10 protein-coding genes are annotated in these 14,170 nt (G+C 63.6%); 4 read left to right on the top strand and 6 right to left on the bottom strand.

What is annotated here, in order from left to right; all coding sequences use genetic code 11:
- Nucleotides 1–817: 817 nt before the first annotated feature.
- Nucleotides 818–1,087 (bottom strand): hypothetical protein, encoded by a 270-nt coding sequence (locus ACFPPB_RS10000; protein WP_377326617.1) that lies wholly within the window; start codon nt 1,085–1,087, stop codon nt 818–820.
- Nucleotides 1,088–1,488: 401 nt separating this feature from the next.
- Between ACFPPB_RS10000 and ACFPPB_RS09995 the strand changes: the two genes are divergently transcribed.
- Both ACFPPB_RS09995 and ACFPPB_RS09990 read left to right on the top strand, forming a co-directional pair.
- On the top strand, nt 1,489–3,690 hold the full coding sequence (locus tag ACFPPB_RS09995; protein WP_377326616.1) for a sensor domain-containing diguanylate cyclase: 2,202 nt from the start codon (nt 1,489–1,491) through the stop codon (nt 3,688–3,690).
- A 78-nt stretch (nt 3,691–3,768) separates the two neighbouring features.
- Complete coding sequence (locus ACFPPB_RS09990; protein ID WP_377326615.1) at nt 3,769–6,678, top strand: bifunctional diguanylate cyclase/phosphodiesterase; 2,910 nt, start codon at nt 3,769–3,771, stop codon at nt 6,676–6,678.
- A 59-nt stretch (nt 6,679–6,737) separates the two neighbouring features.
- Here the strand turns inward: ACFPPB_RS09990 and ACFPPB_RS09985 are convergent, their stop codons facing one another.
- Nucleotides 6,738–7,100, bottom strand: coding sequence for a hypothetical protein (locus ACFPPB_RS09985; protein WP_377326614.1), 363 nt, complete (start codon nt 7,098–7,100; stop codon nt 6,738–6,740).
- 202 nt (nt 7,101–7,302) lie between these two features.
- Between ACFPPB_RS09985 and ACFPPB_RS09980 the strand changes: the two genes are divergently transcribed.
- Both ACFPPB_RS09980 and ACFPPB_RS09975 read left to right on the top strand, forming a co-directional pair.
- Nucleotides 7,303–9,501: a DUF1631 family protein gene (locus ACFPPB_RS09980; RefSeq protein ID WP_377326613.1), complete on the top strand. Its 2,199-nt coding sequence runs from the start codon at nt 7,303–7,305 to the stop codon at nt 9,499–9,501.
- Entirely contained in the window at nt 9,498–9,857 is a 360-nt protein-coding gene (locus tag ACFPPB_RS09975) for a PilZ domain-containing protein (RefSeq protein WP_377326612.1), read from the top strand. Before ACFPPB_RS09980 ends, ACFPPB_RS09975 begins: the two co-directional genes overlap by 4 nt.
- 92 nt (nt 9,858–9,949) lie before the next feature.
- On the opposite strand, the gene glnA is transcribed toward ACFPPB_RS09975, so the two are convergent.
- From glnA to ACFPPB_RS09955, 4 genes are all read right to left on the bottom strand, one after another.
- Nucleotides 9,950–11,359, bottom strand: coding sequence for a type I glutamate--ammonia ligase (glnA, locus tag ACFPPB_RS09970; protein WP_377326611.1), 1,410 nt, complete (start codon nt 11,357–11,359; stop codon nt 9,950–9,952).
- 200 nt (nt 11,360–11,559) lie between these two features.
- Nucleotides 11,560–12,891, bottom strand: coding sequence for an ammonium transporter (locus ACFPPB_RS09965; RefSeq protein ID WP_377326610.1), 1,332 nt, complete (start codon nt 12,889–12,891; stop codon nt 11,560–11,562).
- Between the two features lie 20 nt (nt 12,892–12,911).
- The gene (locus tag ACFPPB_RS09960; RefSeq protein WP_072759583.1) at nt 12,912–13,250 is read right to left on the bottom strand and encodes a P-II family nitrogen regulator; all 339 of its coding nucleotides are present in this window, start codon (nt 13,248–13,250) and stop codon (nt 12,912–12,914) included.
- Nucleotides 13,251–13,293: 43 nt separating this feature from the next.
- The gene (locus tag ACFPPB_RS09955; protein ID WP_377326609.1) at nt 13,294–14,055 is read right to left on the bottom strand and encodes a TorF family putative porin; all 762 of its coding nucleotides are present in this window, start codon (nt 14,053–14,055) and stop codon (nt 13,294–13,296) included.
- Nucleotides 14,056–14,170: the final 115 nt, after the last annotated feature.

Raw genomic sequence — 14,170 nt, 5'->3', positions numbered from 1 at the left:
GACCTGGGCGCCGGCCTTCTCATCGCCAGCAGCACCAGGTGGTCACTCGAAAGCGCTTACGATTACCAGTTCAACCACAGCTACCGGTCGGGCCAGGTCATGGTCAAGTTCGCCCTGGCGCTGTGAGTATAGAGTCCAAGGCCGAGCGCGGACTCTACGGCTAACTGCACACACTATGGTGCTAAGTCGGACCAAATTTCCGGCTTCACGTGCTGGGCAACTGATTGATCCGAAAGAGCGCGCACAGACGTATGACTCTTAACTGACGTCATAGTCTGTGTCAGCGCGCGATCTCGAGCACAAACTATGGGGCGCAAAAGTGCACAGACTTCGCGGTTCTGTCCAGGTGCGGACAGAACTCCACAGTCCGGCCAGTCCCACTCGGACTCTGGAGATCGAGCCACCGCTTGGCCTACTGGCTGCTCCAGTACACACGTCTCCCGCTGCAAAATCGGCAGTCGCCGTCGCCACAGCAGGGGTCGCAGCTACGGCCATAGGGATCGCAGCATGAACCGTGGCAGCAGGGGCAGACGCCGGTTCCGTTGCAGCGCGGGCACGGCTGGGAGACTTCTTTCTCATCGGCGCCACATCGACCGCATACGCGGTGCCTGGTGATGCCGGATTGAGTCCATTCTCCAAAGGTGTGATTGCAGGTGGTCGGCATGCGAGTTCCCCACGCGGCTTCTTGACCGACGGACTTATTGTGGTTGACATATCGCGGCATCGTTTTCGCGGCGCGCCCTGAACGCTTTCGCCGCATGCCGGAACGCGGCGAAATGTATCCCGCAGGATGCCCTTCGCCGTTTACACGTCGCGTTCAGAAGCTCTTTCTCAGGCCCAGGCGGATCATCTGGTCGCGGGAATGCGGTTGCATCAGGTAGCCGTAGTCGGTGGCGATCTGCAGATCGTCCCGCAGCTGCAGGTCTGCGCCGATACCCAGCAGTACGCTGGTGCCGTTGGCGGCGTAGGGATTGGTGAGCGCGTTCCAGGAGCCGGTCGAGGGAATGGCCGAATAGCTCAAGGTGGTGCTGCTGGTCCCCTGGAAATCGTGACCGACATGTTCCGGCGCCAGAATCTGCACGGCCACCCCCTGGTTCGGCGAGGCGGGGGTGGCGCATGGATGCTTTGTCGACGATAGCTGGCGCGGCGGGGCGGAAAGTGCAACGAAGCGATCGTTGCGCCGACGGGCGTGCTGGAACGTGCCGACGACCCGGCCTGAAGATCCCGGCCGGAGTCGGCACTCTGGTCGTACCGGCCCTGCCGGCACAACGGGCCATCCGAAGACAATTTGTGATGTTCATCACAGGAATGTGTAGCCAGGAACAGGCGTAGGTCCGCTTGGAACAGGCGTTGCTTGTCTCTTGAATCAAGGAAAGCCACGAGGCGGGGGCCTGGCTATCCGGTTGTGGTCGGCTTACTGGGCGGACTGACCACGCGTCGAGGCATCCTGACGTTTATCGCCCACCACACATTCCTGGAGGAAGAGCCATGCGCCGCTTGCTTCCGTCCATATCGACCGCTGTTCTGCTGCAGGCCATCGCCATGGCCATTCTGGTATTCGCTTCCTGTGCCTATTCGCTGGCCTTGGCGCGCTCGACCGGCAGCGCACCTTCTCTGTGGATAGCCAATGGTGTCCTCGTGGGCGGCCTTCTGCGGCGGCCGACGCGCGACTGGTGGCTGTATCTGCTTTTCGGTTTCGCGGGCACGGTGGCAGCCCAGCTCGTGCTTCACGTCGCTCCCGTCGTGGCCCTGGGTCTCGCCGCGGCCGGTGCGCTCGAGGTGTTGCTGGTCAGCGGCGCAGTACGACGGCGGTTCCCGGAAATCCCCCGCGATGTGCCGTATCTGAGCCTGGGCCGCGTGGCCCTCGCGAGCACGCTCGTGGCGTGCGCCCTGTCCGCGCTGCTCGCCGCGCTCACGGTCCACATCGCACAAGGAACTCCGCTGCTGGTCTACGCGCAAACCTGGTACCGCGCCCATGTGCTGGGGATGGTGATCGTGGCCACGCTGGCGTGGGTGGTCTTCACCGAGAAATGGAGACTCTTCGGGAAACCAGCCAGGCGGTGGCCGTTTGTTCGCGATATGGCACTGATCGCCGGCACGACCTTCGCGGTGTTTGCGCAGTCGCGATATCCCCTGCTGTTCCTGATCTACGCGCCGCTGCTCCTGGCGGTATTCCGACATCGCTTTGCCGGCATGATAGTGGGCGTAGCGTTGATCGCAGCCATCACCAACATCGCGACGGCGTTGGGATCGGGACCCTTCAATCTCATCCTCGACGGGTCACGCGCCGAACACGCCCTGCTGGCGCAGGTGTTCCTGGGGGTGGCCTGCCTGATCTCCCTGCCGCTGGCCTTGATTCTCGCCGAGCGCCGACAACTGGAAGCCAAAGTACGAGAGAGCGAGCTGCGCTATCGGATCCTCGCCGACTACGCCGGCGATCTGGTGATGCGCATCCGGCCCGACGGTCAGCGGCGCTATGTGTCGCCGTCGATCAAGGAGCTGCTGGGCTGGGATGCCGAGGAGTTCTCGATGCCGCGCCCCGACCTCATTCACCCCGTTGACCGCGAGCGTGTGGCCGAAGCCGTCGCCGAGCTTTACCGTACGGGCGGCTCGACCATCACCACCTACCGCATTCGCCACAAGGAGGGCCATTACGTCTGGTTTGAGGCGCTGGCCCGGCTGGTGCCGAGCCCTGAAGGGGACGGCATGATGGAAATCATCTATACCGGGCGGAATGTCACGCAAAGAGTGATCGCAGAGCAGGCCCTGGCCGACAGCGAACGGCGACTGCGCACGATTACCGACAACGTACCGGCGGTCATTGCCCACGTGGATGCTTCCGAGCATTACACCTTCGTCAACGCCTACGTGGAGCATGTTTCGGGCGCCGACCCGCGGCAGATGATCGGGAAAACGATGCGCGAGGTCCGCGGTGAGCAGATCTATGGCGACCTTAAAGGGCACATTGCGACCGCCCTGGGTGGCGGCATGGCCATGTTTGAGTACGAAGCGGACTACAAAGGCAGGCACCTGTGCTTCCAGACGAACTTCGTGCCCGATCGGGACCCGGAAGGTTGCGTGCGCGGTTTCTACGCACTGACCACGGACATCACCCATATCAAGGATGTGGAGCAGGAACTGTCCCGGCTGGCGCGCTTCGATACCTTGACGGGCCTTGCCAATCGGCGCCATTTCGACGAGCGCATCGCCACGCTGCTGTTGCAGAAGTACCGGCAGCGGTCGCCGCTTCTGCTCATGATGATCGATGTGGATCACTTCAAACGCATCAATGATTCGTGGGGTCACGGCGTGGGCGATGAAGTGCTCAAGGCCGTCGGCCGGCGCATTCAGGCCTGCCTTCGCAAGAACGATCTGGTGGCCCGCCTTGGCGGCGACGAATTCGTTGCGCTGATCGAGGACGTCGAGTCTTCGTCCATCGCCGAAGAACTGGCCCGCAAGATCCAGACGGCCATGAAGCGGGAGATCGCCGTGGGTGCCGTTCGGGTAAAGATGACCTTGAGCATCGGCGTGGCGTTTTGCCAGAGCGTCGCTTCGGCCGATGCCTTCATGCGCATCGCGGACACTGCGCTCTACGAAGCGAAAGCGGCCGGGCGCAATACCTTTCGCATGGCGATGCACGAGCCGCAGCAAGAGTCGGTGCTTGCCTCGAACGGCGTTCGCTTTCGGTGAAGGGGCAACGGTCCGGTGCAATTACATTCACGTCGTACCAGGTAATGACTGCCTATGCTGCCTTCGGATCTTCACGTGATGAATAGCCACCCGCAGGTTTCCCATGCCGCGCCGATGGCCACGGAGGAGCAAACCTGCTTGCGCCGGCTGATCGAGGCAGCGACGCCGGTCGAAGTAGCAGAGGTGATCCTGGATCTGGCCGGCGCATTGCCCGGCTGCGAGGCAGCCACCTTGCTGTGGGGCGGCGAGGACGAGATGCGTTCCTGCGGCGCAGAGGCAACGCCCGATGAAACGGCATGGGCACTAGGTGCGCTTGCCGGCGACGGGTTTTGCCTGGATGGCCGTGGCCGGGTGGCCTGGCGACCGTTGCCGCATGAGCGCGCGATCGTGTTGCTGCATTTTTCCGCCGAGATCGGGCAGTTCTTGCGGGGCACGCTGGAGCGCCATTTCGCGATGGCCGGCCGCCGTCTGCAGCAGGTGCTGGAGTTGGCGAGCCTGCAGGACTCGCACAGGCAGCTGGAACGTTCGGAGGATCTGCAGCGCGCGTTGTTCGCGATCGCCGACCTGGCCGGTTCCGATCTGGAGATGCCCGAGCTCCTGCGGGGTATCCACGAGATCGTCAACACGCTGATGTACGGCGAGAACTTCTTCATCGTGCGGCACGACCCCGAGCGTGGCGTGATGCGCTTCCTCTACTACGTCGACGTCGTGGACAAGCAAGGTCCGGACACGACCAGGGAAGAGCCGCTGGACGACCGGCGGTATTCGCTGACCTGGCACCTGCTGCACTATGGCAAGCCGTTGATGGGCAGCAACGAGCAACTGCTCGAACAGGTGAATGGTCCGCTCCTGGCGGCCGGCCCGGACAGCACCGACTGGCTCGGCGTGCCGATGCTTCGCAACGGCCAGGTACATGGCGCGCTGGTGGTTCAGAGCTATCGCGAAGGCACGGTGTATACGCTCGAAGACCGCGCCTTGCTGGAATTTGTCGGCAGCCACATCCTCACCGCGCTGGAGCGCAAGCTGACCAAGGACGAGCTGGAGCAGCGCGTACGCCGGCGCACGCAGCAGCTGGACGAGGCGAATCGCGAACTGCAGCAGGAAGTACTGGAGCGCCAGCGTGCCGAACAATTGCAGGCTGCATTGTTCCAGCTGGCCCAGCTTGCCACCGCCGATATCAGCGAGAGCGAATTCTACGAACGCGTTCATGTCCTGGTCGGCGCCCTGCTCAACGCGGAGAATTTCTTCATCGCGTTGCTCTCGGAAGATCACCGCACGCTGGATTTTCCCTATTACGTCGACTCCGGCGAGCGACATGTCCTGTCGCGCCCTCTGGCCGGCGGCCTGAGCGAATACGTCATACGGAAAGCCCGCCCGTTCCTCGGCCAGACCTCCGATATCGAGGCGCTCATTCAACGGGGCGAGGTCGTGCAACACACCATCGGCAAGCCTTCGTCGTGCTGGCTGGGCGTCCCGCTGATGGTCAGCGACGAGGTGATGGGCCTGGTCGCGGTGCACAGCTACGCCGAAGAGAACGTCTACAGCACTACGGACCAGGAGTTGCTGAGCTTCGCCGCGCTGCAGATCGCCAACAGCATCTACCGGCGCCGTTCCGACTTGTCCCTGCATCAGGCAAATGTCCAGCTCGAGCAGCGCGTGGAAGAACGCACGCACGAGTTGCTGCAGCAGATTCGCCAGCGCGAACACATCCAGCAGCAGCTGAAGCATCAGGTGATGCACGATCCGATGACGGGCCTGCCGAATAGGGGATTTCTGCGCGATCGCCTCGACCGTGCGCTGACGTTGCTGCAGCGCGAACCGAACCGGCTCTGCGCCCTGCTGTATCTGGATGTCGATCGCTTCAAGGTGATCAACGACAGCCTCGGCCATCTGGCCGGCGACCGGTTTCTCAGGGAAATTGCCCGCCGGCTGCTCAGCTGCGTCCGTGATCCGGACGTGGTGGCGCGGTTGTCCGGCGACGAGTTCGCGATTCTGCTGGAGGACGTGGAGATCCCGGGCACGGCGGTGAACGTGGCCGAGCGCATAATGAAATGCCTCGGCGAGCCGCTGCATCTGGCCGGCAAGGAGCTGGAGCCCTCGGCGAGCATCGGTATCGCGGTGGCCGACAGCCGCTACAGCACGGCCGACGAGGTCCTGCGCGATGCCGACATCGCGCTGTACCGGGCGAAAGAAGGCGGCCGCAAGCGTTTTGAAATGTTCGACGAGGCCTTGGCCAAGAACGTCGTCGACGTGCTCACGCTGGAAGCCGAATTGCGCCATGCGCTGCACCACGACGAGTTCGAGCCATATTTCCAGCCGATCTGCCAGCTCGACTCCAGCCAGGTGGTGGGCTACGAGGCCCTGATCCGCTGGAACCACCCGCAGCGCGGCCTGCTGAAGCCTGCGGAATTCATCAAGATCGCCGAGGACAGCGGGCTGATCGAGGCGGTCGATTGGCGCATGTTCGAGCTCAGCTGCCGTCTGCTGCGACAACACGCGCGCGAGGACGTTTTCATGACGCTCAATGTTTCGGCGCGGCATTTGCGCCATCTCGATTTCGACACGCGTCTCATCCAGCTTCTCAAACGCTGCGATTTGCCTGCTACGCGCCTGGTCATCGAGGTTACCGAGGGTGCGCTGCTGGACAATGCCGAGCGCGTACGCTCCACGCTGGAACAGCTGCGCCTTGCCGGAGTTGGTGCCGCGCTCGACGATTTCGGTACCGGCTACTCATCGCTCAGCTATCTGCATTCCTTGCCGCTGCGCATGCTGAAGATCGACCAGGTCTTCGTGCAGGAACTGGACAAGGACAGCAATACCAGCAGCATCCGTGTCGTGGAAGCGATCCTGGCGCTGGCGCGGGCGCTCGATATCCAGGTCATTGCCGAAGGCATCGAAACGGATGCGCAGCACGACATTCTGTTGGCCATGGGCTGCGAAATGGGCCAGGGCTATCTGCTGGGCCATCCGGCGCTTATTCGGAATTGATTGTTTTCATACTCGATAAGCGAGCGGATGGCGCTATCGTATTTTTTTGCGTGACGGCTTTATTCGTAGGTTTGCGTAAGCAGCACCGGATCCATCGCATCGGACCGACCTGCCTTGACGTAGCCATCGAAATACTTCAAAACCCGATCCGGCACCGAACTCGTCAGGCGCACGACGGTCAACGCATAAATCCGGGAAGCGGCGGCTGCCTTGCCCGGCCGGGCACAAGTTTGTCGGGCTTCGGCCGCTATAGTTGGTGGGGCGCCCGTGATCGCCACGTCTTCCGCGACCGCAGCACTGCAGGTGGGTTCGATCACGGCACCGGAGAAAAGGATCTGGCCGCTTTCCGCCCGGCCCGGTAATGGAACAAGCAACAAGGTGCACAGACACCAGGCGACTTCAGCCATCAAGGAAATAGTCATGTCATCGTTCCCCCTGCGGAATTTTCGATTCAAATGATTTGAACCGTGACAAGCCTAGGTTCTGCTCAACCGCACGCACGCATTGATAACTGCATCACGGTTCTTATGTGAGAACTTTGTGAACGCGCGTGATTTAAATCACCGACAGAATTTGTTAAATCGGCATACACTGAAATCGTCAAAGTCCTTGATAGAGAATCTGATGAATGATGAACAGACAGATTCGCAGGAATTAAATAGCGCCCATTCCGTCGGTTATTCCGAAGCGCGCTGGCCGGCGCGGACGCAGCACCTGCTGGACGAACTGCGCGGGCTCTGCGCCAACTGGCTGCACGAACCGCTGAGGCGCTGTCTCGACCATTTCGACATGCGCTTGCACAGGCAGGGCGAGCAGTCCCGCAGCCATCTCGATCAGCAGCGTTACGTGACCACGCGCCAGCATTTGTTCATCGAGCGGAAGACGTTCGACGAACGTTTCATAGCGAGCATCGACGACGCGTTCGACCGGCTCGGGATGCCCGTGGCGAAGCCCACCGGGGGAGCCATCCCGCAGGCGCTGACACCTACGCTGAGCCTGCTCGATCCGTCGGAACACGAGCTGACGGCCGCACTCGATCAGCTGGTCTCGCGCAGCGAGGCCCGCGGCGGCCCGCAGCTCCTTGAACTGGGCTACCGCCTGGCGGTTCTGATCGGCTCGTCTCCGCTGGAGAGCGACGCGCTGCCGATCGGCCCGCAGGCGATGGCCGCGGCGTTTCGCGAGGCCAGCCGCACGCTGGGGCTGCCCAGCGAGCACGAACTGCTGCTGCTGCAGAGCCTGGAGAGCAGCCTGATCGAGGGGCTCACTCGCCTGTACGAACTGGTCAACGCCCATTTGCTCGCCAACGGCATCCTTCCGCGCCTGCGCCCCTTCGCGTTGCCGCGCGCGGCGGCGCGCCGCGAGCGCGCCAAGGAGGAGAAGCCCACCCCATTCTCAGCGCCGGCCGCCGCCGATACCCGTACCCCGTCCGCAAAAACGGACAGGCGGCCGGAGACATCCGCCCAGCCGCCGGCCCATCGTGACGAAAACCCGTCCGCACCGGGCGCTCCGGTGACCGGCGAGGAGTTGCAGGTCGCTCTTGCGGCGCTGCAGGAGCATCTGTTCCAGGTGGACGAGCGGACCCGCTTCGACTTGAACCGTCCTGATCGCCTGCGTCTGGAGCTGCTTATCCAGCTCAACGTGGGACGCCCGGCCCAGGCTGCCCGCGTCAGCCTGTCGGCCGCGCAGGACAATACCGTGGAACTGATCGTGCGGCTGTTCGGGCAGATCGCGCAGCAGCTGCCGCAGTCCGGTGACGTGCAGTCGCTGCTTTGCAACCTGCAGCTGCCGATGCTGCGCGTGGCGCTGATGGATCACGGATTTTTCGAGCAGCATGAACACCCTGCCCGCAAGGTGCTTGGCAAGGTCGCCGAGATCGCCCGCGACTGGCTGGACGACGCCAGCGGCGTGATCGACCGCGGTTTGCGCCTCGAGTTGAGCCGGCTGATCGAGCGTGCCGGCCGCGAACCGCCCAGTGCCGCTCTTTATCTGTCGCTGCAGCATGACCTCGAACGGCACCTCGCCGAGCTGGAGCACAGGACGCAACTTGCCGAGCGGCGCCAGGTGGATGCGATGCAAGGCCTGGAGCGTCTGGAGCAGGCCCGACACCGTTCCGCGGAACTGCTCACCCAACGTTTCGCCGGATCGTCGCAACATCGCCTGCTGGCACGGCTCGATCACGCCTGGTCCGATGTACTGGCGTTGACTCTGCTTCGCCATGGCGAACAAAGCCAGGTGTTCGGTACCCGGCTGGCGATCGCCGACCAGCTGCTGGGCCGCCTGCCGATCGGCAACCGCAGCAAGCTGCTGGACGAGGTGGAGGCTGGCCTGCGGCAAATAGGCATGCAGGATGATGAAGTCGCGCAGGCGGCCCGACGCATGATCGACGCCAATCGAACAGAAGACGCCGGCACTCCGGCCAATCCCGGTAATGCCGGCATGCATTCGAGGCGGCAGGAAAAACCGGTCCGTGAGGATGCGCAAATCCCCCGCGCTGTCGCGAGCGCCGCAGGTGTCGCGCCGAATGCCGAGATACTGCGCATCCACCGGCATCTGCGGACATTGGCCATGGGAACCTGGTTCGAGTTCGTCGATGCCTCCAGCGGCGCGCACAGCCGGCGCCGACTCGTGTGGTATTCGGCATTGACCGGTCACAGCTTGTTCGTCACCCGCAATGGCCAGCGTGCCGAGGAGCTGGGCGAATTGCAGCTGGCCCACGAGATCGCCGGTGGCCGCGCGCGCGAGATGGCGCCGGACCACGAGGACGTGCTCGATCACGCATGGCGCGCCGTTACCCGGGAGATCCCCTTGAGCCGCATCTCATGAATCGTACCGACCACGACCACCAGCGCGACGAACGCAGGGCACAACGCAAATCGGTCGACGTCGTGACCGAGGTCACCGACGTCATTACCGGGTTGCCCATGGGCCAGATCGGCAATGTATCGGGGACCGGCATGCTGTTGATCGGCCCCGCGGCGCCGCGCAGCGAAGCGATCTATCAGTTGCGTCTGCCGTTGCCGGGCAGCAGCGGCTCGTCGCCATACATCGAAGTGGGCGTACAGGAACAGTGGCACGAACATGCCGCGTCGGCCGACCAGTTCTGGGCCGGCTACCGCATCATCTCCATCACCGAAGAGAACGAAGCCCAACTGCAGGCATGGCTGGCACTGCCTGCGTGAGGTCGCCGTGCGCACCGGGCTTGCGGCTCGTCGCGTAGTCGCCAAAAACAACGGGCGCCGCAGCGCCCGTTGTTTTCGATCCCTCGCCGCGATCAGAGCGAGTAGTACATCTGGAATTCCAGCGGATGCGTGCTGGCGCGGTACTTGGTGACTTCCTTCATTTTCACTTCGATGTAGGCGTCGATGAAGTCGTCGGTGAACACGCCGCCCGCCTTCAGGAAGTCGCGGTCCTTGTCCAGCGCTTCCAGCGCGGCGTCGAGGCTGGAGCAGACTTGCGGGATGTTCTTCTCTTCTTCCGGCGGCAGGTCGTACAGATCCTTGTCGGCCGGCGCACCCGGGTCGATCTTGTTGAGGATGCCGTCGAGGCCGGCCATCATCAGCGCGGTGAACACCAGGTAGCCCGACTGCATCGGATCGGGGAAGCGCACCTCGATGCGGCGGCCCTTGGGGCTGGCCACATAGGGGATGCGGCAGCTCGCCGAACGGTTGCGGGCGGAGTAGGCCAGCATCACCGGCGCCTCGAAGCCCGGCACCAGGCGCTTGTAGCTGTTGGTGGTGGAGTTGGAGAACGCGTTGATCGCGCGGGCGTGCTTGAAGATGCCGCCGATGTACCACAGCGCGGTCTGCGACAGGCCGCCGTAGAGGTCGCCGGCAAACAGGTTCTCGCCGTTCTTGGCCAGCGACTGATGCACGTGCATGCCGCTGCCGTTGTCGCCGACCAGCGGCTTCGGCATGAAGGTGACGGTCTTGCCGTTCTGGTGCGCCACGTTCTTGACCACGTACTTCATGGTGATCAGTTCGTCGGCTTTCTTCACCAGGGTGTTGAACTTGACGCCGATCTCGCACTGGCCGGCATTGGCCACTTCGTGGTGATGCACTTCGACAGTCTGGCCCAGCGACTCCAGTACCTTGCACATGTCGGCGCGCAGGTCGCCCAGCGAATCGACCGGGCTGACCGGGAAGTAGCCGCCCTTCACGCCCGGCCGGTGGCCCGAGTTGCTGCCGTCGTACTTGTAGCGCGACGACCACGTCGCTTCTTCGGAACCGATCTCGTAGAACACGCGGCCCGGGTCGTTCTGCCAGCGCACCGAATCGAAGATGAAGAACTCCGGCTCCGGGCCGAAGAACGCGGTGTCGGCGATGCCGGTGGATTTCAGGTACGCCTCGCCGCGCTTGGCGATCGAGCGCGGATCGCGGCCATAGGCCTGCATCGTCGACGGCTCCAGCACATCGCAATGCACGATCAGCTGCACGTGCGAACTGAAGGGATCGAGATGGGCGGTGTCCGGGTCCGGCATCAGCACCATGTCCGATTCATTGATCCCCTTCCAGCCGGTGATCGACGAACCGTCGAACATCTTGCCGTCCTCGAACGTCGACTCGTCGACCGCGTGGGCCGGGAAGCTGACGTGGTGGTGTACGCCGAGCATGTCGGCGAAGCGGAAGTCGACGAACTCGACCTCATGTTCCTGGATCAGGTCGAGCACTTTTTTGGCGGACATGTAGCAACCTCGGCTGTGAAGGATGAGCTGGATAGAGCAAAGCCCATGCCAATGGAAGAAACCGTGTACGGCAACGGCTGCGGGCTTTTCCCGGCGCGTCGGACGGGCTGCGAAGAAACATGATGGTGCAATACAGGCAATGTATTGCACCATCATGAATCATTCGACCAGGTCACTCGGGCACATAGGCGACGCGCCGCTCACACATCGTAAGCGCTTTCGCCGTGCGAGGTAATATCCAGCCCTTCGCGCTCGGCTTCGGGCGATACGCGCAGGCCGAACACCGCCTTGACCACGAAGTACGACAGCACCGAGACCAGCCCGCTCCAGACCACGGTGATGCCCACGCCCAGCGCTTGCACGCCGAGCTGGTGGCCGATCGAGAAACCTGCCGCACCGGTGCCGCCGAGTGCCGGCGCGGTGAACACGCCGGTCAGCAGCGCGCCCACGATGCCGCCGATACCGTGCACGCCGAACACGTCCAGCGCGTCGTCCGCGCGCAGCAGTTTCTTCAGGCCGGTCACGCCCCACACGCAGCAGAGGCTGGCCACGACGCCCACCACGATCGCGCCCATCGGTCCCACCGTGCCGCAGGCCGGCGTGATGCCGACCAGGCCGGCGACCGCGCCGGAGGCGCCGCCCACCATCGACGCATGGCCGCGCAGGAGCGCCTCGACCGCCAGCCATGCCAGCACCGCCGCGGCGGTGGCCAGCAAGGTGTTGATGAAGGCCAGCGCCGCACCCGAGTTCGCCTCCAGGTTGGAGCCGGCGTTGAAGCCGAACCAGCCCACCCACAGCAGCGCCGCACCGATCATGGTGAAGGTGACGTTGTGCGGTTTCATCGGTTCGCGGCCGAAGCCCAGCCGCGGCCCGACCAGGTACGCGCCGACCAGGCCGGCGATACCGGCGTTGATGTGCACCACGGTACCGCCGGCGAAATCCAGCGCGCCCTTGGCGAACAGATAGCCGTTCGGTCCGTACCACACCATGTGGGCGATCGGCAGGTAGGCGAAGGTGAACCACAGCGCGGCGAACAGCAGCACGGCGCGGAAGCGCATCCGCTCGGCGAACGAGCCTACGATCAGCGCGCCGGTGATGCCGGCGAAGGTGGCCTGGAACGCCACGAACACGTACTCAGGCAACGACACGCCGGCGCTGAACGTGGCCGCCAAGGTGTCCTTGGTGACGCCGCGCAGGAATATCTTGTCGAAGTTGCCGATGAACGGGCCGCCGCCGTTGAACGCGAGGCTGTAGCCGTAGGCAGCCCACAGCAGCAGCAGCAACGAAAATACCGTCATCACCTGCATCAGCACCGACAACACGTTCTTCGAGCGCACCAGGCCGCCGTAGAACAGCGCCAGTCCCGGCACCGTCATCAGCAACACCAGCAGCGTGGAGGTGAGCATCCATGCCACGTCGCCCTTGTCGACCACCGGCGCGACCGCCTCGGCATGCAGCATCGGCGCGGCCAGGCCGAGTACCAGCAACGGCAACCACGTGCGGATGCCACGGAACAACTTGAACTCTTTCATGGAAACCTCGTGCGGTTCGGTCAGAGGGCGTCGGCGTCGAGCTCGCCGGTGCGGATGCGGATCACCTGATCCACGTGGGTGACGAAGATCTTGCCGTCGCCGACGTTGCCGGTGCGGGCCGAGCGCTGGATCTCCTCCAGCACGACATCGAGCAGTTCGTCGGACACCACCACCTCGAGCTTGAGCTTGGGCAGGAAATCGACGACGTACTCGGCGCCGCGATACAGCTCGGTGTGACCCTTCTGGCGGCCGAAGCCGCGCACTTCCGTCACCGTGATGCCCGAGACGCCCGTTTGCGCGAGTGCATCGCGGACCTCATCGAGCTTGTAGGGACGGATGACGCTGGTAACCATTTTCATGCGTGACTCCCAGGGTGGATTTTCTGCAATGCGATGCGCCGGCTCAGAACGCCTTGGCCAGGGTCAGCACCGCCGTGGCTCGGCCCAGGTAGCGGTCGTGCGCATTGGTGTAGACGGCCCTGCTCGCGTTGGTGTCGTAGTAGCCCAGCGCCACCGAATAGCCGCTGGCGAAATTGCGCGTCACGCCCAGCTTCCAGTCGGTGTACGACGCACCGGGCGTGTTCTCCACCTTCTGGTGGCCGACATGGGCATTGAGCAGCCAGCCCGGCGCGAACTCCTGGTTCCACGACAGGTCGACATAGCTGCTGTGCTTGCTGCCGGCAAAGCCGAACAGGTTGGTGAAGGCATGTGAGTATTTGAGCGACACGCTCTTCCAGGTCAGTGCCGCATAGCCCTCGGTGGTGTTGGGCAGGGTGAAGCCGGATGGATAGCTGCCCGGATACTGATAGCGATACAGGCCGACGTCATAACTCCAGTCGCTGGAGAAGCTGCCGCGGTAGCCGCCGTAGAAATCGAGCTCCAGGCTGCTGGAAATCGGCTGGGCCGACGTCGACGCATCGGACAGCCAGCTGACGTTGCTGCCCCAGCCGCCGATGTACCAGCCGCTGGCGTGGTCGTATTCGAGGCCGGCCTGCGCGGCGGGCTTGCGATTGGTCTGCGAAATGCCGCGGAACAGGTAGTCGTTGACCACGTCGGCGCTGCCGACCCACTTGCTGGCCGCGGCCTCGTCGGCCAACGCCGGCGTCAGGCCGGAGGCGGCGAGCAGCAGGACGGCGGTGCCCACAGGTATCCAACATCGTTTCATGAGTTCGACTCCCCTTGACGAAACGGCAGGCACAGAGACGGACGTCCAGGCGTCTATGGATCACCGTGTTGTGACCCTGCGGATGCCGGGCCATGGCTCACCTGAGCAAGCCCCG

It is taken from the genome of Rhodanobacter terrae (assembly GCF_042657005.1).
Classification (GTDB): domain Bacteria; phylum Pseudomonadota; class Gammaproteobacteria; order Xanthomonadales; family Rhodanobacteraceae; genus Rhodanobacter; species Rhodanobacter terrae.
The sequence above is the reverse complement of the archived record's forward strand: the minus strand, read 5'-3'. Positions and strand labels throughout refer to the sequence as shown.